Raw genomic sequence first — 20593 nt, 5'->3', positions numbered from 1 at the left:
CGCCCCTACGCCCAGTGACGACGAGGCCCGACATGGCCCCGCCGGTCACCCCTGTGAGCATCAACCCGCCTGTCCGACGGCCGAGGCGCTCGACCGAGACGCGGCCCGGTCCGTGCGCACCCATCCGGGCCAGGGCTGGAGCCTGCTGTGCAACGGGGTGATCCTCTTCGAGGACACCGGCGAGATCCTCCCGACCGGCTGGACGGTGGAGCCCCGCCGCGGGCCGGCGCGGTCCGCCGGGTCCCGCGTGGCACGGCCGCCGGCTCCCCGCCGTTCGACGACAGGCGTGCCCGCCGCCGTCTGAGACGGCCGTGGAGCGACGCCGACAGGACCGGCGGGATCTTTTTTGCCCGCCTCCCGGCGGGTTAGCGAACCGAGTGGTCCTGGAGCGGGATCAGCGCGGCCAGCGGGGTCGTCAGCCGGGCACACAGCACCGGGTCGAGCAGGTCCTCGACCAGTAGCGCGCAGGCCAGATCGGCGCACAGCTCCATGACCCGCGCCTCCGACGACGGGTCCGCGGGCAGCAGCGCCCCACCACGGCAGTCCTGACAGGGCCGCCAGAAGCCCTCGGCCGCGCTGCGGCGCACCAGGGTCCACACCCGGCGGCGGCCGGTCAGCACGGCCGTGCCGAACGCGGCGTCCATCGCCTCCTGGTGGTCGGACTCGTCGCGGGTCAGCGCCGAGACCAGCAGCCCTTCGAAGACCTCGGAGCTGCGCGTGTCGTGGCAGCGGACCGCCAGCTTCGGCAGCGCCGCCAGCACTCGTTTCACGTCCGCGGCCGACGGGCCCAGATCGGGTTCGTGCGAGCGCACCCGCGGGTACACCGCCCGCCAGGGACGCATCAGCCCGGCGTACTCCGAGCGCGACAGGATCGGGCGGGCATAGGCAGCGGCCAGGGCGTCACGCATGGAGCGCAGCGCCGTCGCGGTGACCGTCGGATCGACCGACACGTAGTCGGCGCCGGACAGGTCGTCCGCGTAGATCGCGGACAGCGCGTCGAACGCGGCCAGGACCTCGACGACCAGCGGCGACTCGGGTGAGAGCGCCCGGTCCCGGGCACCGGCGAGCGCCGACGAGTTGCGCCACTCGGCGGCGAGCCGGATCAGCTCGTCGTCGCTGGTGTGCACGAGCTGGGCCAGAATGCCCAGGATGCCGCGCAGGTTCGGGTGCTCCTCGAGCCGTTCGACACGGCGGGCCCGCAGGATCACGCGGACACTCCGCTCGCCGCGCCCACCTGGATGTGGGTGGTCGGACGGTTATCCGTCACCGCAGCCTTCACGTGGTCCTCCTCGCCATAGGCGCTTCCCCGTCGAGCGCTCCCTCGCCGCGGATGCGAACCATCCGCCGCCAGGCCCGGAGGCTCCGACGGCTCAGCGAGGACGCGACCAAGGACGCCGCGTCGCCGAGGCTCTCTGCTCCATGAACACCGGGCATCAGGCCCCATGAACACTGAGCGTCAGCCTCGTCAGCGTAGTGCGGCGCCGATCTCATCGCACCCAAACCGGCCGACTGTGCTGTCCGCGGACCATCCGGGCTCATCGGGCCGATGAGCCGGGACGCCTACCGCCCGACGGATACTCATAGTAGCCAATCTCGGCGTGGTGAGGCCGGAGCCGACCAGTGGCCCTGGCCATGAAGGCGGCACGTGCACAGCAAGGGACTCTGCGTCGACCAGCCCTGCGTCCGCGTGTCGATCTATGCCGTACTGGCCACCACCCGGAACCCTCGACCCGCCGGACCTCGTCACAGGGAGTCATCAGGCCCCGCGGCGCGGCGGTACCGCGCCGAGGCGGCTCCGCCCGGGAGGAACAGCGTTCGCAGGGCGCTCCGCGCCCGGCAGGCGGGCGCGGAGCGTCTGCCTAGCCCGAGATCGGCCGGTCGTCGGCCTCGCCGGCGGGGGTGCCGGCCACGGTGGACTCGCCGCGCAGGTCGTAGCGGGCGATGGCCTCCTCGACGACGCTGGCCTTGATCTGGCCCGCCCGTACCAGCGACTCCAGGGTCGCCACGACGATTGACTCGGCGTCCACGTTGAAGTGCCGGCGCAGCGCCGCCCGGGTGTCCGACCGGCCGTAGCCGTCGGTGCCGAGCGAGGTGTAGGGCTGCGGCACCCAGCGGGCGATCTGGTCCGGAACCGCCCGCATCCAGTCGCTGACCGCGATCACCGGGCCCTGCGCGTCCGCGAGCATCCGCGTCACGTAAGGAACGCTCTCCGGCTGCTCCGGGTTGAGCAGGTTCGCCCGCTCGGAGCCGAGCGCGTCCTTGCGCAGCTCGTTCCAGGAGGTCACCGACCAGACGTCCGCCGCGACGCCGAACTCGGTGGCCAGTAGTTCCTGTGCCGTCAGCGCCCAACGCATCCCGACGCCGCTGGCCAGCAGCTGCGCGCGGGGCGCGGCGTCCCGGCCGGGGGTCGGCGCGATCGACGTGCCGGCGTCCTCGGCGGCTCGGAACCGGTACATGCCGGCGATGACCTGGGCCGGGTCGAGGCCCGCCGGCTCGGCCGGCTGCGGGTACGGCTCGTTGTAGACCGACAGGTAGTAAAAGACGCTCTCGTCGCGCTCGCCGTACATCCGGTCCAGCGCGTCGCGGGTGATGTGCGCGATCTCGAAGCCGAACGCGGGGTCGTAGGCCACGCAGGCCGGGTTCGTCGACGCCAGCAGCAGCGAGTGGCCGTCCTGGTGCTGGAGGCCCTCACCGTTGAGCGTGGTGCGCCCCGCGGTGGCGCCGAGCAGGAAGCCACGGCCCAGCTGGTCGCCGAACGCCCACATCTGGTCGCCGGTCCGCTGGAAGCCGAACATCGAGTAGAAGACGTAGACCGGGATCATGTGCTGGGCGTGTGTCGCGTAGGACGTGCCAGCGGCGATCACCGAGCCCATCGAGCCGGCCTCGCTGATGCCCTCGTGCAGCATCTGGCCCTGCTGGGACTCCTGGTAGGACAGCAACAGGTCCCGGTCGACGGCCTCGTACTGCTGGCCGTGCGGCGAGTAGATCTTCGCCGTCGGGAACATCGCGTCCATGCCGAACGTGCGGGCCTCGTCCGGGATGACGGGCACGAAACGGGCGCCCATCTCCTTGGTCTTCATGAGGTCCTTCAACAGCCGCACGAACGCCATCGTCGTCGCGACCGGCTGTTTGCCGGAGCCCTTGCGCAGGATGTCGAACAGCGACGCTGGCGGCTGCGTGAGCGCCTTCGCGCGGGTCACCCGGCGCGGCAGCGAGCCGCCGAGAGAGGCCCGCCGCTCCTTCATGTACTGGATCTCCTCGGAGTCCGGCCCCGGGTGGTAGTAGGGCGGCAGGTCGCCCTCCAGCGCCGAGTCCGGGATCTCCAGGTAGAGCCGGTCGCGGAACTCCTTCAGCTCGGCCTTCGTGAGCTTCTTCATCTGGTGGGTGGCGTTGCGGGCCTCGAAGTCCTTGCCCAGCGTCCAGCCCTTGATGGTGTGCGCGAGGATCACCGTCGGCTGGCCCTCGTGCTCCGTCGCGGCCTTGTAGGCGGCGTAGAGCTTGCGGTAGTCGTGGCCGCCGCGGGACAGCTTGCGCAGGTCGTCGTCGGAACGGCCGGAGACCATCCGGCGCAGCCGGGCGTCCGAGCCGAAGAAGTTCTCCCGGATGTAGTCGCCGGACGAGGTCGAGTAGGTCTGGAACTGGCCGTCCGGCGTCTCGTTCATCTTGTTCACGAGGGCGCCGTCGGTGTCCTGGGCCAGCAGCGGGTCCCAGTCGCGGCCCCAGACGACCTTGATGACGTTCCAGCCCGCGCCGCGGAAGAACGACTCCAACTCCTGCATGATCTTGCCGTTGCCGCGGACGGGGCCGTCGAGGCGCTGCAGGTTGCAGTTCACCACGAAGATCAGGTTGTCGAGCTCCTCGCGGGCGGCGATGCCGAGCGCGCCGAGGGACTCGGGCTCGTCCATCTCGCCGTCACCCAGGAACGCCCAGACCTTGCTGCCGGACGTGTCCTTGATCTGCCGGTTGTGCAGGTAGCGGTTGAACCGGGCCTGGTAGATCGCGTCCAGCGGGCCGAGGCCCATCGACACGGTCGGGAACTCCCAGAATTCCGGCATCAGCCGGGGGTGCGGGTACGACGAAAGGCCGCCCGGGGCGCCTTCCCGCCGGAACGCGTCCAGCTCCGTCTCGGTGAGCCGGCCCTCGAGGAAAGCGCGGGCGTAGATACCGGGGGAGGCGTGTCCCTGAATGAACACCTGGTCGCCCGAACTGGAGCCGGGGGAGTAGCTCAGGTGGTCCTTGCCGCGGAAGAAATGGTTGAAGCCGACCTCGTAGAGGCTCGCGCTCGACGCGTACGTGGCGATATGCCCGCCGACGTTGTACTCGGGCCGGTTGGCGCGGCTCACCATGATGGCGGCGTTCCACCGGATGTAGGCGCGGATGCGCCGTTCCACGTGCTCGTCGCCGGGGAACCAGGGCTCCTGCTCCGGCGGGATCGTGTTGATGTAGTCGGTGCTGGTCAGCGACGGGACGCCGACCGCGTTGGCCCTGGCGCGTTCCAAGAGCTTGAGCATGAGGAAACGTGCGCGGCCACGCCCCTGCTCGGCGATGACCGCGTCGAGGGACTCGAGCCATTCGCTCGTTTCCGACGGATCCACGTCAGGCAGCTGGCTTGGCAGTCCGTCGGTAATGACCGAGAACTTCCGGTTGCTCTCCTGTGCCACTTTTCCTCTGCTCCTAGCCCTCGGATGCTGGCCGGCCCGGGCAGGTCGTGCCCGGGTACGGACATGCTGACGCCATGGTGCTCCGTGCCGTCGAAGACGTCACGCACACCCCGGTTACCGCCGAGTTCCGTCGCGTCGACTGTGACGAACGTCAACGAAACTGTTCAGTGAAAACAACGTGAGCTGCTCACCACCGTATGCCCCGTCGCGCCCGGTCGGTACGGACTTGCTCCCGCCGCCTGAGACCTCGCTGACCGGGGTCTCACCGACCGGGGGCTCGCTACCGACCGAAGCCTCGCGCACCGAGGCGGCGCTGACCGTGGCGGCGGGCCGGACCGGCCCGGGGCGTTCACCGGGGACGCAGGATGATGCGGGGGTGGAGACGACGACGGTGACGGTCCGGACCGGGCGGCAGGAACGGGTCCACGACCTGACCGGCGAGGCGAGCCGGTTCGTCGCCGGCCGCGGGGACGGGCTGCTGTCAGTCTTCGTGCCGCACGCGACGGCTGGCGTCGCGATTCTCGAGCTCGGGGCCGGCAGCGACGACGACCTGCTGGCCGCGCTGGCCGACCTGCTGCCCGCTGACGGCCGCTGGCGGCACGCGCACGGCACACCGGGGCACGGGCGCTCGCACGTCATGCCGGCCATCATCCCGCCGTCGCTGACCGTCCCGGTGTTCGCCGGCCGGCTCGCCCTGGGAACCTGGCAGTCGATCGCTCTCGTTGACCTGAACGTGGACAATCCTGACCGAACCGTCCGGTTCTCGTTCCTAACGGGCTGATCGTTGGCGGCGCCGGTTCCTCCATCCGGTAACACTGTCGGAACGGTCTCCGGAGGTGTAGGCAATACGTCATGCCCACGACGTGGGATTCGCGGCTCGCAGCGACCCGCCCGGCCCGAACGGACCTGGGCCCGGCCAGCGGTCCACCGTGCCCGTTCGGCCGCGCGCAGCGGCCTGTCGGGCGCGGACTTCCCTGGTTCCGCGCGGTCCGGTCAAGCGAGATCGATGTGCCCACCGGGCGTGGCACTTGCGCTGCCACCACATGGTCCGGTGGACTTAGGCCACGGCGGGGCTCACGGCCAGTAGGGCCGATGGGTTTGTCCGACCGGGACGCGCGGGTCTACGCTCGCCCGTCAGGAATACGAGCAGGAGGTAACGGAGGGTGAGTCCGACCGCGGCGAACGCCGAGGGTCAGCGCCGTGCTGAGCGTCTTGGCGTCGTCGCCGGAACCATGGTGCAGTCGATCAACGAGGACGACGACATCGCAGGAGACCTGCTGGAGGCGATCACCGCAGCCAGCGGAACGGAGCTCGTGCCGGAGGACTCCGACGACGTCGTCGACATCGTGTTGCTGTGGTGGCGCGACGAAGACGGTGATCTCGCCAACGCGCTCATCGATGCCCGGCGCCAGCTCTCCGACCAGGGGGTCATCTGGTTGCTGACCCCCAAGTCCGGCCGCCGAGGTCACGTCGAGCCGAGCGACATCCTGGACGCGGTACCGACCGCTGGGCTGGTCCAGACGAGCACGCTCAGCGTCGCCCAGGAATGGGCAGGCATGCGACTGGCCGCCCCCAAGACCCAGCGGGTCCGTCACCGCTGAGCCGGCACCGTCCCGTGGGCATGGCTGCGTTGGCAGGCAGACGTGCCCACGGGGCTGAGGTGCCGCCCGAACGGGCTATGCCGAACGCGGTGCGCCACAGGGGCTCGATGGTGGTCGGTGGCCCGTTGGTGGCCGTCGGACTGTGACGCGCGGCTCAGGGCGCGAGCGGCACCTGCTGGCCTTCGACGGCGACGGGGTAGCGCGCCCAGATCTTGTTGATCTCCGACTGCAGATACAGCGGACCGAAGCCCACCAGGAACAGCAGGAAGGCCACCCCGGCGCTCAACTCGGGTACCCCTGCCGCCCGCTGCGCCTGGGCCGTGCGCGTGCCCAGCCGCCAGGCCGCGACGAACGGCGGAACGATCAGAACGACGCCGAGCGTGCACGCCAACACCGACATCACCGGGTTGACCGTGATCCGGCGGTCGTACTGGCTCAGCTCGCGGTTGGTCTTGTAGACCCAGACCAGGCCGTAGATCCCGAACGTGATCAGCGGGAGACCGAGCCAGGCGGCGAACGGGTTGCGGCGCTTGCCCAGCACGCCCCAACCGGACGTCGCCGAGTCCGGAGCCGGCGGCTGAGGGCCACCCCATTGCGTGGTTGCACCCGGGTTTGTCACTGGATCTCTGCCCTCCCACGCGGCCCGGCTCGCGCCCGCACCGCGCTCAGAGTAGCGCCGATGGGGTCAACTGGCCGGATTTGGACAGCGGGCCGCGCCGATCGCCCGCGACGTTCGCGCGACGTTATCCGGAACGTCGTCAGCGGCGCGAAGGTCGCCAGAGGCAGGGCCCGGCGCGCGGACCCGTGGCCGCCGTCCCGAGGCGCTGGTCGGTCACTTCGCGGTGGCATGCTTGGCTGGGAACGCGCATCGAGCGCAGGAGCCCGTGACTGGCCGAGGCCGGCGCGGGCCCTCGCCTGGGCGATCGGCAACGGGCATGAACCCCGCCCCGCGCCATCAGGTCCACAGCTGGCCCCACGCCAACCAGGCCATGACCGGAGGATGATCACGTGACCGTCGAGGTAGGCGCCGCCGCCCCCGACTTCTCGCTCAAGGACCAGAACAACGAGGTCGTCACCCTCTCGCAGTTCAAGGGGAAGCGCAACGTTGTCCTGATCTTCTACCCGCTGACCTTCACGGGCGTCTGCCAGGGCGAGCTGTGCTCCGTCCGGGACGACCTGGCCTCGTTCCAGAACGACGACGTCCAGGTGCTCGCCGTCTCCGTCGACTCGGCCTTCGCGCACAAGGTGTGGGCGACCGAGCAGGGCTATGAGTTCCCGCTGCTGGCCGACTTCTGGCCGCATGGCGAGGTCGCGAAGTCCTACGGCATCTTCGACGAGGTGAAGGGCCTCGCCGTGCGCGGCACCTTCGTCATCGACAAGGAGGGCGTCGTGCGCTGGAAGGTCGTCAACGCGATCCCCGACGCCCGCGACCAGGCCGAGTACCTCAAGGCGCTCGCCGCCCTTTAGGACCCGCCACGGGGCACTCGGCCCGTAGGGCGGTAGCCCGCATGATCGCCGTTTCGGCCCTCGGATGGTCGTAATCGAGGCTGTTCCGCAGCCGCCAGAGGGCCGAAACGGCAATCTTGTCGACGGGCCGGTCTCAGCGGCCGCCGCGCTCGGCGGCGTACTTCCGCTGCCGGCCCGCCGCTGTCACGATGGCTATCGAGCGAGCCGTGGACCTCGAAGATTGATCAAGTGGTGGGACGGGCGGGCGGGTCAGCATGCCGTGCTATCGCTGCGACACGCGGCAGACCGACCCGGTCCGCGGCACCAGCCCGTGGGCCAGGGGGGTCGTCGGCGGCGAGCAGGTACTCGTCTGCCCCGACTGCCAGCGCGACCCTGACTGGCGACGTCCGCTCAACCGGTGCGCCGGCTGCGGGTCGGCCCACCTGTCGAAAGCCCTCGGCCTGGTCGTCTGCCGGGACTGCGGTAGCCGGACCGATCCGGCATCTCGCCCGGCCCTTTCGACCGGACTAGTGGCGACGGACCGAGCCGTCCCGCCGGGCGCGCCCCAGATCCCGGCGCCGGCGCGCGAACCTGGCCTGGCCGATCCGGCCAAGGCCGTGAACGCCGCCTTGGCCGTCGACGTCGGAGCGGCGCTTGACCGGATGTTCGGCCGGGCCACGAACGCGGCCCCGTCCCCGGACGACCTCGCCGACCGGTAAGATCACAGGTCAGTCGCAGCGCCGGGTACGCCCGGTTGCGTACTCTTGCGGAACTCCCGGGCGTGTAGCTCAGCGGGAGAGCGCTCGCCTTACAAGCGAGTGGTCGCAGGTTCGATCCCTGCCACGCCCACTTTCCCTTACGCTGCAGGGGTTTTCGGCCCCTATCTGGCCTCTGCGCTGAGCGTGCGGCTCACGAGAGCAATCTATGTGCCGGACTACCTGCCGCAGGTTCGCGACCATGGTCGGCGCCCCGGTCGTTGGTGATCCACAGGTGCGCCAGTGTCCGGTCGACAGGGTCCCCAGTTTTGGTCATACTTTTGACTATGACGACGTTGCCGTTGGGCGAGGTGAAGTCCCATCTGTCTGAGTTGGTGGGACGGGTACATGACCATCACGAGCGAGTGACGGTCACGGTCCATGGGCATCCGTCGGCGGTGCTGGTGGCCGTTGAGGATCTGGAACAGCTGGAGGAGACGCTCGCGATCCTGCGGGACCCGGAGACGATGCGCCGCCTGGCCGAGTCGGACGCCGAGCTGGCCCGCGGTGAGGTGGTCACGGCCGAGGACTTGGCCGAGGACATGCGCCGAAGGCTCGGCCGAGCGTGATCGATCCGGCCGCTCCCTACACCTTGCGGACTACGCCTACCGTCCGCCGAGCCCTCGCCGAGCGTCTTCCTCAGGCTGTGGCAGCTGCGGCGTACGAGTTCATCAGCGGGCCGCTCCTGGAATCGCCGTACCGGATTGGAAAAAGACTCTTGCCGCCCATGGATGACCGATTCAGCGCGCGACGCGGGACCTACCGGATCATCTACCGGATCGATGACAAGGCTATGACGGTGACCGTCGTCGACATTGATCACCGGCGCGATGTCTACCACCGCTGAGCAGTAGAGAGCGTACCGACGGGTGGGATGAGGACGGGCGCCTGCTCCGACGGCGGCGAAGCCAAGGACGCCGGCTTCTTCTCGGCCGCCGAGCTTGAGGGACTGAACATCCATCCGTCGATGCGGATTCGGGTCCGGCACTACCTGGACGCACGCCCGGCCCCGTACATCGGGCAAGTGTGCTGTCTGGCCGAACCTCGAAGGCGCCTATGTCGTGACCTGCCGGTTGAGGAGTAGGTCCGAACACCCTCTGAAGATCTTGTTCGGACTTACCTCGTCATTTCGGAGCGAGGCGGGCTCTTGCCGCGCCGGAGAGGTTCTGGTTCAGGTCGCGGGTGTGTGTCCTGGGACCAGGACGAGTGGTGAGGTGCCGTCGGGTGGCCCTGGGAAGTCGGGGACGGTGAGTTCCACTGAGGTGTGGCAGTCGGGGTGGGCGCACTCGCAGGCGAAGGCGCGGATCGTGGTCTTGAGGTCGCCAGCACTCCACGGCCGGGTATGCAGGGCGTGGTAGCGCTCGACATCGGCGCGGTTGGTTTGGCGCAGCAGCGCACGGCGTTCGGCGGTGGTGCTCGCTGTGGGGCCGGCGGCCAGCGTGTCGGCGAACAGCTTCTCCACCTCCGTGACGGTCTGCTCGATGCTTAGGTCATCGACGTTGATTTGGGGGACGTCCGCTGCGTTCACCTCCTGGTGATCAGCTCTCCCAGTCGCAGGTGGAGGTCGCGCCCCCGGTGTGGATGACGGCGGTGGTCGAGACGCGCGCGCTCGACCCGCGGTGAGGGGATCAAGAAAACCGCGAGGGCTCCTGGCGGCAGCATCCTGGGGGTGATCTGGGTGCCTTCGGCCACGATCAGCGGGCTGCTGGGCAGTGCCCGCAGGTCGTCGAGGGTCATCGGGCCGCGCTCGTGTTGCAGCGCCATCGGCAGCAGGTCCTCGACCGGTAGGGCACGGCGCTCTTGTCGGGTCATCGATTCCCATCGGAGTGCTGCCGGCACCCCGGCCTGGGCGGCCCGTTCACGATGCTCCCAGCTATGGACATCGGAGTGATACCACCGCAGACCGTGACGCCTGGTCAGCCGCCGGGCGACGGTGGTCTTGCCAGAGCCGGGTGGCCCACCGATCCACAACACGTGCGCCAGCGAATCCACCATCACCTTCTGTCCCCGGCTCGCCGGTCAGTGGGCCACTGCGGCCAACGGCTTCGTGGCGAGAATGTAGGAGAATCCGATGGTCTCCTCAAATCGGCCGCTTGGGTCTTTGTGAAGCATGCGCTCGCCTTCTCAGCGGGCGGCTGATCAGTCGAGGATGCGCTCGTAGACGGCGAGATAGTCAGCGACCATGCGAGCCGTCGAGAACCGTCGGCTCGCGGTGGCCCGACACGCGGCGCGGTCGAGGCCGGCGGCCCGCTCGACCGCGGCGACGGCAGCCGCCGGACCGCCCGTCAGGAACCCGGTCACTCCCTCGTCCACAACCTCCGGCATGGCCCCGCGAGGGTAGGTGACGACCGGCGTGCCGCAGGCCATCGCCTCGACAACCGCCAGGCCGAACGGTTCGTCGAACGCGATCGGATGGAGCAGCGCCGCGGCGGAACCGAGTACCTCGGCTCGCTGGGACGGCCCCACCGGCCCGAGATAGCTCACCGCGTCCCCATCGACGTGGGGCAGCACCTGCTCGGCGAAGTAACGCTCGTCCTGGACGATTCCGCAGATCAGCAGCCGCCGACCGGCCAGGCGGGCGATCTCGATGGCCGCCGCGGTGCCCTTGTCGGGATGAATCCGGCCGAGGACGACCAGATCCTCTCCGCCGGCCGCCGAGAACGGAAGGGCGGCCAGGTCGACGCCGTGGTACACCGTCGCGGCATAGTCCAGGTCCGGGCTGCGGTCGGCGTCGGAAATGGAAACGTACGCGGAGGCAGCCCGAGCGTAGGCGGGAACGATTCGGGGGTCCGAGAATCCATGGACCGTCGTGACCATCGGCGCCCGGACATGTGCCGCGAACGCCAACGGCAGCCAGTCAAGATGATTGTGCACGATGTCGAACTCGCCGGAGCGGGTCAGCGCGTGGGCGACGTGCAACGCCTCCCATACTCGGCCGTCAAGTGCGGGGTCCTCGGCGTATCCATGCGGGCATACGCCGTCCAGCTCGCCGGCCGTGTGTGAGTCCAGCGTCGCGAAGAGGGTGACATCAATGCCGCGCGCTACCAGGCCCTCCGCGAGGTGGCTGGCGATCTGTTCCCACGGGCCGTAGTGGCGGGGCGGAGTACGCCACGCCACCGGCGCCAGCATGGCGACCTTCATTCCGTGATCCGCGTCGCCATGTCGATCATCATAGTCGGCGGCCTGCACCGGGGAGGGGGCAGCCGACCCGCCGTTCGACATCGACCGCTCGCCAGCCGGCGGTGTCCGTCCCCGCCGAGGTCCCTTGAGACGCGGACCGTCGAGGGCCGTCGGACTATGCGTCGCCCTTGTGGCTGATGCCGTGCAGGATGACTTCCACGCGGTCGCGCAGTGTGTGGCTCAGCCATGAGGCGGAGTAATCTCCCGCTCCCCAGCGGATGATCGCTTCCATCGTCACGGCTGTCATCATGGCGGCGCCCTCTTCGACGTCGAGTTCGGCGTTCAGGTCGCCGCGCTCTTTGCCGTAGCGAAGGAGCGCGTCAAAGGCGACGCTCAGCCGAGGACTCGCCAGGTTCCCCTCATCGCCCCGCACGGCGAAGCCAAGGCCGCCCGCCCGCAAAGCGGCCGCCCTGGGAGCCCGGACGATACGGCTCGCCATAGAGGCCATGACCTGCTCGCTCAACGCGCGCAGCGGGAGACCTCGCGTGGCACCCGCCTCGACCTGGTCGATCATCGCCTGGATGGTCGCCGAGCTCATCTCGAGGAGGATCGCCTCTTTGTTGGCGAAATGAAAATAGAACGTTCCCTTGCTGACCCCGGCGGCCTGCGCGATATCGGCCGCGGTACTCGCCTGGTACGCGTCGTCGAAGTCACCCTCGCTCCAAAGGCGAAGGGCGGCGCGGGTGAGGGCCTGCCGAGTCTCCCGCGACCGCGTGTTGACGAGCGTCGCCCGCTGGCGCGGCGGGGTGCGCGTTCGGCCGGGTTCCATCGCGGAAATCATACGCAGCGGCGGCCGGCGCAACCTCGATCTTGGGGCCCGCGCCTCCCCGGGTCGGCGGGCCAGCTCGCGGCCCCCCGGGCCGGCTCGCGGCCCACCTCGGGCGACCCGCCGCTGGGTCTGCGCGGGCCTGGCCGGCCGGAGGCCGTCCCTGCCCCGGTCGGCCGCTTCGGCGTGGGTGCCTGAGGGCCAGGCTGTGTTACGTTCCCATTTGAACACTGGTCAAATGGAGGCGGAGGTCGCATCACATGCAGCGACAGGCTGAGCTGGACCTGACCGGCAAGGTTGTGATCATCACGGGGGCCAGTCGGGGGGTCGGGCGGCAGGCCGCCCAGTCGTTCGCCCGCCGGGGCGCGAACGTGGTCCTGGCCGCGCGCACGGTCGAGCCCGACAGAAGCCTTCCCGGCACCCTGAACGAGACGCTGACGGAGATCGAGCACCTGGGCGGCAGCGCGATCGCCGTGCAGACCGATCTGGCCAGCGAGGCAGATCTCAAACACCTCGTCGACGCCGCCGTCGACCGGTTCGGTGGTGTCGACGTTCTCGTCAACAACGCGGCGGCCACCACCGGCGACATCTGGTCCAAGCGATTCCTGGAGCTGACGCGCGAGGACTGGCTGTACCAGTTCGACGTCAACCTGCACGCGCCCTTCACGCTCATGCAGTTGGTGACCCCGATCATGGAGAGCCGTGGCGGCGGTCGGATCCTGAATCTCAGCACGGGCAGTGGTGAGGTGTTCCGCCAGCCGGAGGAGCTTCCCAAGCTCGAGAGCATCGGCGAGTTCAGTCTTGCCGTGCCGGGCTATTACTCCAGCAAGCGGGCGCTCGACCGGCTCGGCAATGTCCTCGCGCCCGAACTGTCGCGCAAGAACATCGCCGTGATCGGCCTGCACCCGGGCCTCGTCGCCACCGAGCTCGTCGCCATCCGGGTCAGGGACGCCGGCCTCGACGACACCGTGGCCGTGCCGATGGAGGTCCCCGCCCGCATGCTGGCGTACTTCGCCGCGTGCGCCGATCCCATGGAGTACACCGGCCGGCTGTTCTGGGCCGAACGTGAGCTGAAGGAGTTCGGGCTCGACCTGGACGAGCGGCCCGTGACCGCCTGACCGAACGGGTCGACGGCGCACTCTCGGAGGTCGCGCGGGCGCCTTTGCCCGCCAACGCGGCCCCCCCCCCCCCCGGGGGGGGCGGGGGGCCCCCCCCCCCCCCCCCCCCCCCCCCCCCCCACCACCCCTGCGGGTGGATCGTGGTCCTGTTCTGGACAGGGCCATAACGCCTGGTCAGGCTGGGCGTAGTCTGACCCGGTCCCACCCGGGTGTAGAGGTTTCCGGCGGTGGGCGTCGAGACGTGGGGGACTCGGATGGATCGTCGTGTGGTGATTCGGGCTCGCGTTGCCGCCCGGGTGGCATCGCCCGCGGTCGCGGTCGTTGTGGCGCTCGGCCTGACTGGCTGCGGCAGCTCGAACGGGGACTCGTCGTCGCCGGCGCCCTCGTCGGTGGCCGCCACCTCATCGACAGCGGGCGGCCAGAACGGCTCGTCGTCCGGCGGGACCACGGCCAGCGCGACGCCGGCCTCCGCCCATCAGGCCACCGATCCCTGCGCGCTCGTGTCCCGGCAGGAAGCCGAGCAGCTCGCCGGCACATCGCTCAACAACGCCGTGTCGCAGCCAGAAGCGTGCACCTACACGGCGCCGACCAGCGGGCCGACCGCCCAGGTCGAGGTCTTCGCCGGCGAGACCGCCAAGAGCTATCTCGCCGCCGAGCGCGGCATCGGCCACCAGCTGCAGCCGTTGCCCGGCATCGGCGACGAGGCCTATGTCGAGGACTACGCGGTCTTCGTGAACAAGCACGACGTCTGGGTGTCGATCGACCTGACCCGGAGCAACGACCCGGCCGAGAACCGCGGACCCCTCGAGAACCTGGCGCGCACAGTGGCCAGCCGCCTCTGACCGTCCGGCGCCCCCAGTCGTGATCCATCGAGCGGGCGGTGTCGAATCCCAGTACCTCGGAACCGGCACCGATGAGCGCCGCGCTGTGCGTCAACCTCGGAAAACACTCCCTCAGCAACGGCGCAACGGCCTCTCGATAGAACAGCCCGGCCAGCCGCACCGCTGGGAGAAATTTGGTTTCCACGGCGGCATCCTGCCTACAGGCTCGCTATACGGCGAGCCCATTTCGACGCGGGGGGCAACCCGCCTGAGCCCCTTCGGTCATCGCTGGCGAGTATGGGTGGCCAGGAGTCGTTATTCCCTGGGCACTGCGGACGGGGGCGACTACGGTTGGGTTGTGATCGGTGTCGGCCGGTCACCTTGACGTGGTGCGTGGGAGACGCGATGCGGGAACGAAACATCGCGCGCCCGGCCGGACGGTTCGGGCTCGGTGGCCGCGGGACAGCGGCCGCGGTTTCGGTGCGGGTGGCGTTCGTGGCGGCGGCCGCCTGTTGTGCGTTGACCTGGGCACCCGTGAGTTCCGCGGGGAACGCCGCCAGGGCCGCGGGGGCGCCTCCGGCGGGCCACCCCGCGAACGTTGCGGCCGCACCGGTCGAGGCCCGTCCGGTGCGGCTGGCGAGCGACCGGGTCGACCTGGCGTTGCGCGGGCTGAAGGCCATGACCGTCCCGCTGCCCGCCGCGCCGGCTGGTGATGGGGTTGGTACGCCGGCCGCCGCGCCGGCTGGTGGCGGGGGCAGCCCGACCGCCGGCGCCAGCCCGACTGCCGCCGCGCCGGCTGGTGGTACTGCGAGCCCGGCAGCTACGGCGTTGACGGCCGTCGCGCCGACCGATGGTGGCGATGGCCCGGCCGCGACCACGTTGAGCGGTGACTACGCCGCCTATGTCACCGCCATCGACCCGGTGCACGCGACCGTGACCTTCGATGTCGTCGAATGGTTCACCGGTACCGCCGCCCAGCAGGCCTGCACCGAGGACGGCAACCCGGGGCCATGGCCCGCCGAACAGTGCAATGACTACTACGTTCGCGACAAGAACGTCGTACTGCGCACTCTCTCCGTCGCCCCGTCCGCGAAGGTGCGGTATGTGGACGACAACGGTCCCACCGCTGGGGTCAGCCTCGATGACCCGAGCGGGGGAGACGTGCCGGGCACCCTGACCGAACTGGCAGGGAAGCGGGCGCAGCTTGGCCCGGATGGGCGCCTGAAGTGCTTCATCACCGTCGAGTCGGGCGCGCTGACCTCGATCGCCGAGATCTTCACCCCGTAGCCCGGACCGGCAGGCCTGTTACTAGCGGATCCTTGACATGGTTTCCAGAATCAGAAACTATCGAGTCATGGACGAACAGGTGTTCACATCCAGCGTGCACTATCGGGACCCGAAGGCGGCTCTTGCCTGGCTGGAGCGGGTGTTCGGGTTCGAGGTCACGATGGCCATCGACGGTCCGCCCGAGGCGCCCGAGATGTGCCACTACGAGATGAGCCGCGCCGGCTCGGGGCGGATCATGGTCGGTGCCGAGTGGGCCGAGTGGATCCGCAGCCCGGCCGACCGCGGCGGGTCGAACAGCCAGGTGGTGCACGTGATGCTGTCGGGCGGGCTCGACGAGCACTGCGAGCGGGCCCGGGCGGCCGGCGCGGAGATCGCGGCCGAGCCGACGGACCAGTTCTACGGCGACCGGGTCTACCGGGCCGTCGACCTCGAGGGACATCGCTGGACGTTCTCGGCCCACGTCCGCGACGTCACCCGTGCCGAGGCCGAGGCCGCCCTCGGGCAGCCGATCATGGCGACTGACTGGCAGTGAGCGAGCCCGCGGCCGCCGGCGGTCTCGACGGGACGCTGTCCGCGCTGGCCGACCCGGTCCGGCGCCGGGCCGTCGAGCTGCTCGCGGCGGGGCCACGGCGGGCCGGCGAGCTCGCGGCGGCGCTCGACACCACACCGTCGACGATGAGCAAGCATCTGCGGGTACTGCGCCAGTGCGGTCTGGTCGCCGAGACGCATCCTGAGTTCGACGCCCGGGTCCGGATCTACACGCTTCGCTCGGCCCCGATGACCGAGCTGCGCCGCTGGATCGACACCGCGGAGCAGGCCTGGGCGGGTCAGCTCACGGCATTCGCCGCGCACCTTGAACGCGACCTGCGCGCCGAGGCCGACCTGCCTGCCGACCGTGACCTGCCGGCCGGCCGTGACCTGCCGGCCGGCCGTGACCTGCCTGCCGGCCGTGACCTGCCTGAGGGGCGGGCGCGGTGACGGAGGGGTCGCGCGTTCTGGTGGCGTTGCGGGTGCCGGTCACCGCCGCGCGGGCATTCGACGCCTTCACGGCGCAGATCGGCCAGTGGTGGCAGCCCAACGGCCTGTTCCAGTTCACCCCGGGCCGGACCGGAACCCTCGCGTTCGAGCCCGGCCCCGCCGGCCGGCTCATCGAGACCTATCCCGACGGCAGCGTGTTCGTCATCGGCCACATCCGCAGCTGGGACCCGCCCCACCGGCTGGTGGTCAGCTGGCGGCATGCCAGCTTCTCCGCCGAGCAGGAGACCGAGCTGCACGTGCGGTTCGACGAGATCCGCGACGGCCCCGCCGGTGGGGTGACCCAGACCCGCGTCACCGTCGAGCACTTCGGCTGGGACCGGATTCCGCCCGAGCATGCCGCCCGGCACGGTTTTCCGCTCGCGACCTTCCAGCAGCGCTTCGCGCAGTGGTGGCAGGCGTTGCTGCAAACGCTCGGTGCTGTCGCCGGCGAGAGTCCCTGACCCGTGCGATCGCCGGCGACACCACCGAAACGGGGCGCCCGCCCCACAGCGCGCGGCGGACCGCTACCCGGCCGCCGGAAACGCCGGCCGGGTGCGTCGCCGCCGTGCGATCAGCGGCCGACCGGCTGCAGCAGCCCGCGCTCTGGTCCACGTACGAAGAACGACGGGCCGAACTCCAGGTCGCGGAGGCGGAACTCGGGCGCCAGGCGCAGCAGGCCCTGAAGGGCGACCCTGGCCTCCAGTCGCGCGAGCGGCGCGCCCAGGCACAGATGGGGCCCGTAGCCGAACCCGAAGTGGGTCCGGCGCTCACGGCGGACGTCGAAACGGTCCGGGTCGGTCCACCGCGCGGGGTCACGGTTGGCGGCCGCGGTCACCGCGTAGACGACGTCGCCGGCGCCGAGCCGGGTACCGGCGAGCTCCGTGTCCTGGGCGGCCCGGCGGGGGATCGCCTGCACCGTGCTCCGCCAGCGCAGGATCTCCTCGATGGCGGCCGGCATCAGGTCGGGATCGGCGGCGACCAGCGCGCGCTGGTCCGGGTTCGCCTCGAAGGCCACGAGCGCGTTCGACAGCAGCTTGGCCGTCGTGTCATAGCCCGCGATCAGGAGCAGGACGGCCGCGGCGCGCACCTCGTCGCCGTCCATCGCCCCCTGGTCCGAGGCGTCGATCATGGTCGTGAGCAGGTCATCGGGCCGGTCCCGGCGATGCCGCTCGATTTCCGTGCGCAGGTACGCGTTCAGCTCGGACGACGCCTTGCGCAGCAGTTCGCGGGCGGAGGCGTCCTCGTGGCCGTAGGCCAGGTTGGACACGATGGTGTTCGACCAGTCCTGGAAGTCGCCGTGGCGTTCCTCCGGAACGCCGAGCATCTCGGCGACGATGATGGTCGGCACCATGGTGAAGTCGGCGATGAGGTCGTAGGTGTCGCTGCCCGCGGCGACCGGCGCCAACAGGTGCTCGACGACGGCGTCGACCCGGGACTGCCAGCGCTGGACCGCGCCCCGGGTGAACAGCGGGGAGACGCAGGCCCGTAATCGGCGGTGCGTCGCGCCGTCCACCGAGATCATGGTCGGTGCCTCGAACCAGGGCAGCATCTCCGGGTCGCCGTTCACGACGGCGAACTGGTCGCCGTTGTCATTCAGGACCGTCAGGCAGTCCTCGAAGCCGGTGACCATCCAGCCGCCCAGGATGTCGTTCCACACCACCGGCCCGGCGGCGCGCACCTGCTCGAAGAGCGGGTACGGATTGTCGATCGCGGCACGATCGAAGAAGTTGATGTCCAGTCGCGCGCTGGCCATGTCGGGACCTCCGCCTGCTACGGGATCGCGGGGACAATCCAGCACCTTGCCCCATCGTCTTAAGGATTGCAAGGTTGCCCGTTTGGCGGGCTAGACCGTCGCCACCTGGACCCAGCACGTCCGGGCCGATCCGCCGGGCCGCGGGGCCGGCGCCGCGCCGCGGTCGTACCTCGACCCGATCGAGGTACGACCGGGGCGATGACTGGTGGCCCGGCCCGGTGTCAGAGGCGGCCGAAGTCCTGCGTCCAGTAGTAGCGGTAGGAGCCGCCTTCGGCGTAGCCGACGCCGATCCGGGTGTAGGAGCAGTTGAGGATGTTCGCCCGGTGGCCCGGGCTGTTCATCCACATGTCCATGGTCTGGGCGGCGGTCGTCCCACCCGCGGCGATGTTCTCCCCGACGGCGGTCAACGGGAACCCGGTCGCCCGGATGCGGTCGACCATGGTCCGGCCGTCCAGGCTGGTGTGGCTGAAGTAGTTGTTCTGTGCCATGTCCGCGGTGTGGGCCTGCGCCGAGGCGGCCAGGCGCGCGTCGACCGTGAGGGGGCCGCAGCCGGCCTTCGCCCGTTCGACGTTGGTGAGCCGGACGACCTCATCGGCCTTCGAGGCGGCGGGCGGGGCCATCGTGACGGGCGGACGTGTTGTTACGGGCGGACGTGTTGTCGCGGGCGGTGCCGGCCGGACGGGCGGTTGGGCCGCTGGTTGGGCCGGCGTGGATGGTGGCGCGGCGACGGTCGTGGGCGACGCCGACGGCGGGACCGGGTCCGCCGACAGCGAGAAGGTCAACGATGTCGGGGCGGTCGGCGACGAGCTGGCAACCGTCGCGGTCGGCTCCGGGACCTCACCGCCGCCGGGCGGCGACGAGGCGAGAATGGGCTTGCAGGAGGCCAGAACCGTCACGAGGACGGCGGCCAGACCGAGCGCGGCCAGCGCGCCGGTGACGGTCCTACGGGCAAGAGGCATGACGACTCCTCGGTTGCCCCCCCTAGGAACGGTCGGAAGCGTACCAAACCGGGCAGGTTGCGCCGATCGGGGCGCCAATGAGTCCCGGCGTCGGCGCGGCTACTCGCCGCGCAGCCAGCGGGAGGTTGGCCCCTTGAACTGGTCGAGCGGTTTGTGGACCAGCGGCGCGTTGGACTCCAGCCGCAGGGGTCGGGTAGCGCTCGGCGGCTGACGGGCTAGCGCCGGCGGCGCCGCGCGCCCGACTCAGGGGTAGATCTTCTGGCCCTGCGCGAGCATGGCCACGTACTTCTCGACCCGGCGCGCCCGGGTCTCGGCCTTCTTGACGTCCTGGATCCGGTACAGGATCGCGTACCGGTTCTGGCGGTCCAGCGTCTCGAAGAAGGCCGCGGCCGGCGGGCTGGCCGCGAGGGCCGCGGCGAGGTCGTCGGGAACCCGCGCCGTGCTGGCGCTGTCGTAGGCGGCTTCCCACCGGCCGTCGCTTCTGGCGCGCTCGACCTCGGCAAGCCCGGACGGTCGCATCCGTCCCTGCTCGATCAACGTGGCGACCCTCGCGCAGTTGATCTTCGACCATCTGCTGCCCTGCTTGCGTGGGGTGAACCGCTGCAGCCACCACTCGTCGTCGAGCTTGTCCTTCTGCCCGTCGATCCAACCGAAACAGAGCGCCACCTCGACGGCCTGTGCGTAGTTCAGGGCGCTGACGCCGGGGCTCTTCTTCCGAAGCTTCAGCCAGATGCCCGGAGAGGTCGCGTGCCGCTCGCCGAGCCACACCTCGAACGCCTCGGTCGACTCGAACGCGACGGTCTCCAGATCCGCGGCCATGCCAGCAGTGAATCACGGCCGCGACCAGCGCCCGACCCGGTCAGGTCGTCGGCCCGCGCAGCAGTAGCAGCGCGACGTCGTCGGTCAGTGGGCCGCCGTTACGTCGCTCGACCCGGTCGATGAGCACGTCGGGCAGGTCGTCGTCGCCGGGTGGCGGGTCGATCGTGGCGATCTCGGCGAGCACGCCCTCCCAGCCGAGGCGTTCGCCAGCCGAGCCGTCCCGGCCTTCGAGCAGGCCGTCGGTGGCCAGCAGCAGCTCCCAGCCAGCCGGGAGCGGGACGGTGACTGCCTCACTGGACAGGTCGTCGAGCACTCCGAGCGCCGGGCTGGTGACGGTGTCCGGGAGTGCGGCGAGGTGTGGGTGGATCATTGCGGGTGGTGGGTGGCCGGCGAGGCGCATTGTGAGTGAG

At 70.3% G+C, this 20593-nt stretch carries 24 protein-coding genes, 1 tRNA gene and 1 pseudogene; 15 read left to right on the top strand and 11 right to left on the bottom strand.

What is annotated here, in order from left to right:
- Nucleotides 1–52: 52 nt before the first annotated feature.
- Nucleotides 53–238: pseudogene (locus I6A60_RS44240) on the top strand (DUF5999 family protein); the annotation flags it as partial.
- Nucleotides 239–365: 127 nt separating this feature from the next.
- On the opposite strand, the gene I6A60_RS31120 reads toward I6A60_RS44240, so the two are convergent.
- Complete coding sequence (locus I6A60_RS31120; protein ID WP_203024697.1) at nucleotides 366–1208, bottom strand: hypothetical protein; 843 nt, start codon at nucleotides 1206–1208, stop codon at nucleotides 366–368.
- Nucleotides 1209–1859: 651 nt separating this feature from the next.
- On the bottom strand, nucleotides 1860–4661 hold the full coding sequence (gene aceE, locus I6A60_RS31115; protein ID WP_203024696.1) for a pyruvate dehydrogenase (acetyl-transferring), homodimeric type: 2802 nt from the start codon (nucleotides 4659–4661) through the stop codon (nucleotides 1860–1862).
- Between the two features lie 376 nt (nucleotides 4662–5037).
- Here aceE and I6A60_RS31110 point away from each other — a divergent pair, with 376 nt between their 5' ends.
- Together I6A60_RS31110 and I6A60_RS31105 are read left to right on the top strand one after the other, a co-directional pair.
- Nucleotides 5038–5442 (top strand): secondary thiamine-phosphate synthase enzyme YjbQ, encoded by a 405-nt coding sequence (locus I6A60_RS31110; protein WP_041259107.1) that lies wholly within the window; start codon nucleotides 5038–5040, stop codon nucleotides 5440–5442.
- A gap of 382 nt (nucleotides 5443–5824) precedes the next feature.
- Nucleotides 5825–6262, top strand: a complete 438-nt coding sequence (locus tag I6A60_RS31105) for a DUF3052 domain-containing protein (RefSeq protein ID WP_203024695.1) — start codon at nucleotides 5825–5827, stop codon at nucleotides 6260–6262.
- A gap of 154 nt (nucleotides 6263–6416) precedes the next feature.
- Here I6A60_RS31105 and I6A60_RS31100 read toward each other — a convergent pair whose 3' ends face one another.
- Nucleotides 6417–6803, bottom strand: coding sequence for a DUF4234 domain-containing protein (locus tag I6A60_RS31100; protein WP_203024694.1), 387 nt, complete (start codon nucleotides 6801–6803; stop codon nucleotides 6417–6419).
- 467 nt (nucleotides 6804–7270) lie between these two features.
- On the opposite strand from I6A60_RS31100, the gene I6A60_RS31095 reads away from it, so the two are divergent.
- The 6 genes from I6A60_RS31095 (at nucleotide 7271) to I6A60_RS31070 (ending at nucleotide 9547) form a co-directional block, all read left to right on the top strand.
- A complete protein-coding gene (locus tag I6A60_RS31095) occupies nucleotides 7271–7729 on the top strand; it encodes a peroxiredoxin (RefSeq protein ID WP_203024693.1) in 459 nt (152 codons plus the stop codon).
- Nucleotides 7730–7983: 254 nt separating this feature from the next.
- Nucleotides 7984–8427: a hypothetical protein gene (locus I6A60_RS31090; protein WP_203024692.1), complete on the top strand. Its 444-nt coding sequence runs from the start codon at nucleotides 7984–7986 to the stop codon at nucleotides 8425–8427.
- A 58-nt stretch (nucleotides 8428–8485) separates the two neighbouring features.
- Nucleotides 8486–8557: transfer RNA gene (locus I6A60_RS31085), tRNA-Val, on the top strand.
- Between the two features lie 193 nt (nucleotides 8558–8750).
- A complete protein-coding gene (locus I6A60_RS31080; protein WP_203024691.1) occupies nucleotides 8751–9032 on the top strand; it encodes a type II toxin-antitoxin system Phd/YefM family antitoxin in 282 nt (93 codons plus the stop codon).
- The gene (locus I6A60_RS31075; protein WP_203024690.1) at nucleotides 9029–9310 is read left to right on the top strand and encodes a type II toxin-antitoxin system RelE/ParE family toxin; all 282 of its coding nucleotides are present in this window, start codon (nucleotides 9029–9031) and stop codon (nucleotides 9308–9310) included. The genes I6A60_RS31080 and I6A60_RS31075 overlap by 4 nt, the downstream gene beginning before the upstream one ends.
- Before the next feature lie 27 nt (nucleotides 9311–9337).
- Complete coding sequence (locus tag I6A60_RS31070) at nucleotides 9338–9547, top strand: hypothetical protein (RefSeq protein ID WP_203024689.1); 210 nt, start codon at nucleotides 9338–9340, stop codon at nucleotides 9545–9547.
- 87 nt (nucleotides 9548–9634) lie between these two features.
- Here I6A60_RS31070 and I6A60_RS31065 read toward each other — a convergent pair whose 3' ends face one another.
- The 4 genes from I6A60_RS31065 to I6A60_RS31050 all read right to left on the bottom strand — a co-directional run bounded on the left by I6A60_RS31065 (nucleotide 9635) and on the right by I6A60_RS31050 (nucleotide 12412).
- Nucleotides 9635–9991: a hypothetical protein gene (locus I6A60_RS31065; RefSeq protein WP_203024688.1), complete on the bottom strand. Its 357-nt coding sequence runs from the start codon at nucleotides 9989–9991 to the stop codon at nucleotides 9635–9637.
- Nucleotides 9988–10275 (bottom strand): hypothetical protein, encoded by a 288-nt coding sequence (locus I6A60_RS31060; RefSeq protein ID WP_203024687.1) that lies wholly within the window; start codon nucleotides 10273–10275, stop codon nucleotides 9988–9990. Before I6A60_RS31060 ends, I6A60_RS31065 begins: the two co-directional genes overlap by 4 nt.
- A 327-nt stretch (nucleotides 10276–10602) precedes the next feature.
- Nucleotides 10603–11604: a glycosyltransferase family 4 protein gene (locus I6A60_RS31055; protein WP_203024686.1), complete on the bottom strand. Its 1002-nt coding sequence runs from the start codon at nucleotides 11602–11604 to the stop codon at nucleotides 10603–10605.
- 154 nt (nucleotides 11605–11758) lie between these two features.
- Nucleotides 11759–12412 carry a TetR/AcrR family transcriptional regulator gene (locus I6A60_RS31050; protein ID WP_374113515.1) on the bottom strand — a complete coding sequence of 218 codons (654 nt, stop codon included), beginning with the start codon at nucleotides 12410–12412 and terminating at the stop codon, nucleotides 11759–11761.
- Between the two features lie 257 nt (nucleotides 12413–12669).
- On the opposite strand from I6A60_RS31050, the gene I6A60_RS31045 reads away from it, so the two are divergent.
- The 6 genes from I6A60_RS31045 (at nucleotide 12670) to I6A60_RS31020 (ending at nucleotide 17113) form a co-directional block, all read left to right on the top strand.
- Complete coding sequence (locus I6A60_RS31045) at nucleotides 12670–13527, top strand: SDR family NAD(P)-dependent oxidoreductase (protein WP_203024684.1); 858 nt, start codon at nucleotides 12670–12672, stop codon at nucleotides 13525–13527.
- A gap of 296 nt (nucleotides 13528–13823) precedes the next feature.
- Nucleotides 13824–14369: a DUF3558 domain-containing protein gene (locus I6A60_RS31040; protein WP_307873950.1), complete on the top strand. Its 546-nt coding sequence runs from the start codon at nucleotides 13824–13826 to the stop codon at nucleotides 14367–14369.
- A gap of 384 nt (nucleotides 14370–14753) precedes the next feature.
- A complete protein-coding gene (locus tag I6A60_RS31035) occupies nucleotides 14754–15635 on the top strand; it encodes a hypothetical protein (RefSeq protein ID WP_203024682.1) in 882 nt (293 codons plus the stop codon).
- 67 nt (nucleotides 15636–15702) lie between these two features.
- Nucleotides 15703–16167, top strand: coding sequence for a VOC family protein (locus I6A60_RS31030; RefSeq protein WP_238436625.1), 465 nt, complete (start codon nucleotides 15703–15705; stop codon nucleotides 16165–16167).
- Nucleotides 16164–16613 carry a helix-turn-helix transcriptional regulator gene (locus I6A60_RS31025; protein WP_203024680.1) on the top strand — a complete coding sequence of 150 codons (450 nt, stop codon included), beginning with the start codon at nucleotides 16164–16166 and terminating at the stop codon, nucleotides 16611–16613. The genes I6A60_RS31030 and I6A60_RS31025 overlap by 4 nt, the downstream gene beginning before the upstream one ends.
- On the top strand, nucleotides 16610–17113 hold the full coding sequence (locus I6A60_RS31020; RefSeq protein ID WP_203024679.1) for an SRPBCC domain-containing protein: 504 nt from the start codon (nucleotides 16610–16612) through the stop codon (nucleotides 17111–17113). Before I6A60_RS31025 ends, I6A60_RS31020 begins: the two co-directional genes overlap by 4 nt.
- 110 nt (nucleotides 17114–17223) lie before the next feature.
- On the opposite strand, the gene I6A60_RS31015 is transcribed toward I6A60_RS31020, so the two are convergent.
- The 4 genes from I6A60_RS31015 to I6A60_RS31000 form a co-directional block, all read right to left on the bottom strand.
- Entirely contained in the window at nucleotides 17224–18405 is a 1182-nt protein-coding gene (locus I6A60_RS31015; protein WP_203024678.1) for a cytochrome P450, read from the bottom strand.
- A 221-nt stretch (nucleotides 18406–18626) separates the two neighbouring features.
- The gene (locus I6A60_RS31010) at nucleotides 18627–19364 is read right to left on the bottom strand and encodes a CAP domain-containing protein (RefSeq protein WP_203024677.1); all 738 of its coding nucleotides are present in this window, start codon (nucleotides 19362–19364) and stop codon (nucleotides 18627–18629) included.
- Nucleotides 19365–19607: 243 nt separating this feature from the next.
- Nucleotides 19608–20183: a YdeI family protein gene (locus tag I6A60_RS31005; RefSeq protein ID WP_203024676.1), complete on the bottom strand. Its 576-nt coding sequence runs from the start codon at nucleotides 20181–20183 to the stop codon at nucleotides 19608–19610.
- Between the two features lie 40 nt (nucleotides 20184–20223).
- The coding region (locus tag I6A60_RS31000) for a PP2C family protein-serine/threonine phosphatase (RefSeq protein ID WP_203024675.1) at nucleotides 20224–20593 on the bottom strand (370 nt) is incomplete at its 5' end.

This window comes from Frankia sp. AgB1.9, assembly GCF_016786355.1.
Classification (GTDB): Bacteria; Actinomycetota; Actinomycetes; order Frankiales; family Frankiaceae; genus Pseudofrankia.
Note: the sequence above shows the minus strand (reverse complement) of the source record. Positions and strands in the feature narration are given on the sequence as shown.

Bases quoted from the DNA above. Each gene is read 5' to 3' on its own strand.
- I6A60_RS31090 (WP_203024692.1), top strand. From the start codon at position 7,984: ATGCCGTGCTATCGCTGCGACACGCGGCAGACCGACCCGGTCCGCGGC.
- I6A60_RS31080 (WP_203024691.1), top strand. From the start codon at position 8,751: ATGACGACGTTGCCGTTGGGCGAGGTGAAGTCCCATCTGTCTGAGTTG.
- I6A60_RS31070 (WP_203024689.1), top strand. From the start codon at position 9,338: ATGAGGACGGGCGCCTGCTCCGACGGCGGCGAAGCCAAGGACGCCGGC.
- I6A60_RS31060 (WP_203024687.1), bottom strand. From the start codon at position 10,275: ATGACCCGACAAGAGCGCCGTGCCCTACCGGTCGAGGACCTGCTGCCG.
- I6A60_RS31055 (WP_203024686.1), bottom strand. From the start codon at position 11,604: ATGAAGGTCGCCATGCTGGCGCCGGTGGCGTGGCGTACTCCGCCCCGC.
- I6A60_RS31050 (WP_374113515.1), bottom strand. From the start codon at position 12,412: ATGGAACCCGGCCGAACGCGCACCCCGCCGCGCCAGCGGGCGACGCTC.
- I6A60_RS31045 (WP_203024684.1), top strand. From the start codon at position 12,670: ATGCAGCGACAGGCTGAGCTGGACCTGACCGGCAAGGTTGTGATCATC.
- I6A60_RS31035 (WP_203024682.1), top strand. From the start codon at position 14,754: ATGCGGGAACGAAACATCGCGCGCCCGGCCGGACGGTTCGGGCTCGGT.
- I6A60_RS31030 (WP_238436625.1), top strand. From the start codon at position 15,703: ATGGACGAACAGGTGTTCACATCCAGCGTGCACTATCGGGACCCGAAG.
- I6A60_RS31015 (WP_203024678.1), bottom strand. From the start codon at position 18,405: ATGGCCAGCGCGCGACTGGACATCAACTTCTTCGATCGTGCCGCGATC.
- I6A60_RS31010 (WP_203024677.1), bottom strand. From the start codon at position 19,364: ATGCCTCTTGCCCGTAGGACCGTCACCGGCGCGCTGGCCGCGCTCGGT.
- I6A60_RS31005 (WP_203024676.1), bottom strand. From the start codon at position 20,183: ATGGCCGCGGATCTGGAGACCGTCGCGTTCGAGTCGACCGAGGCGTTC.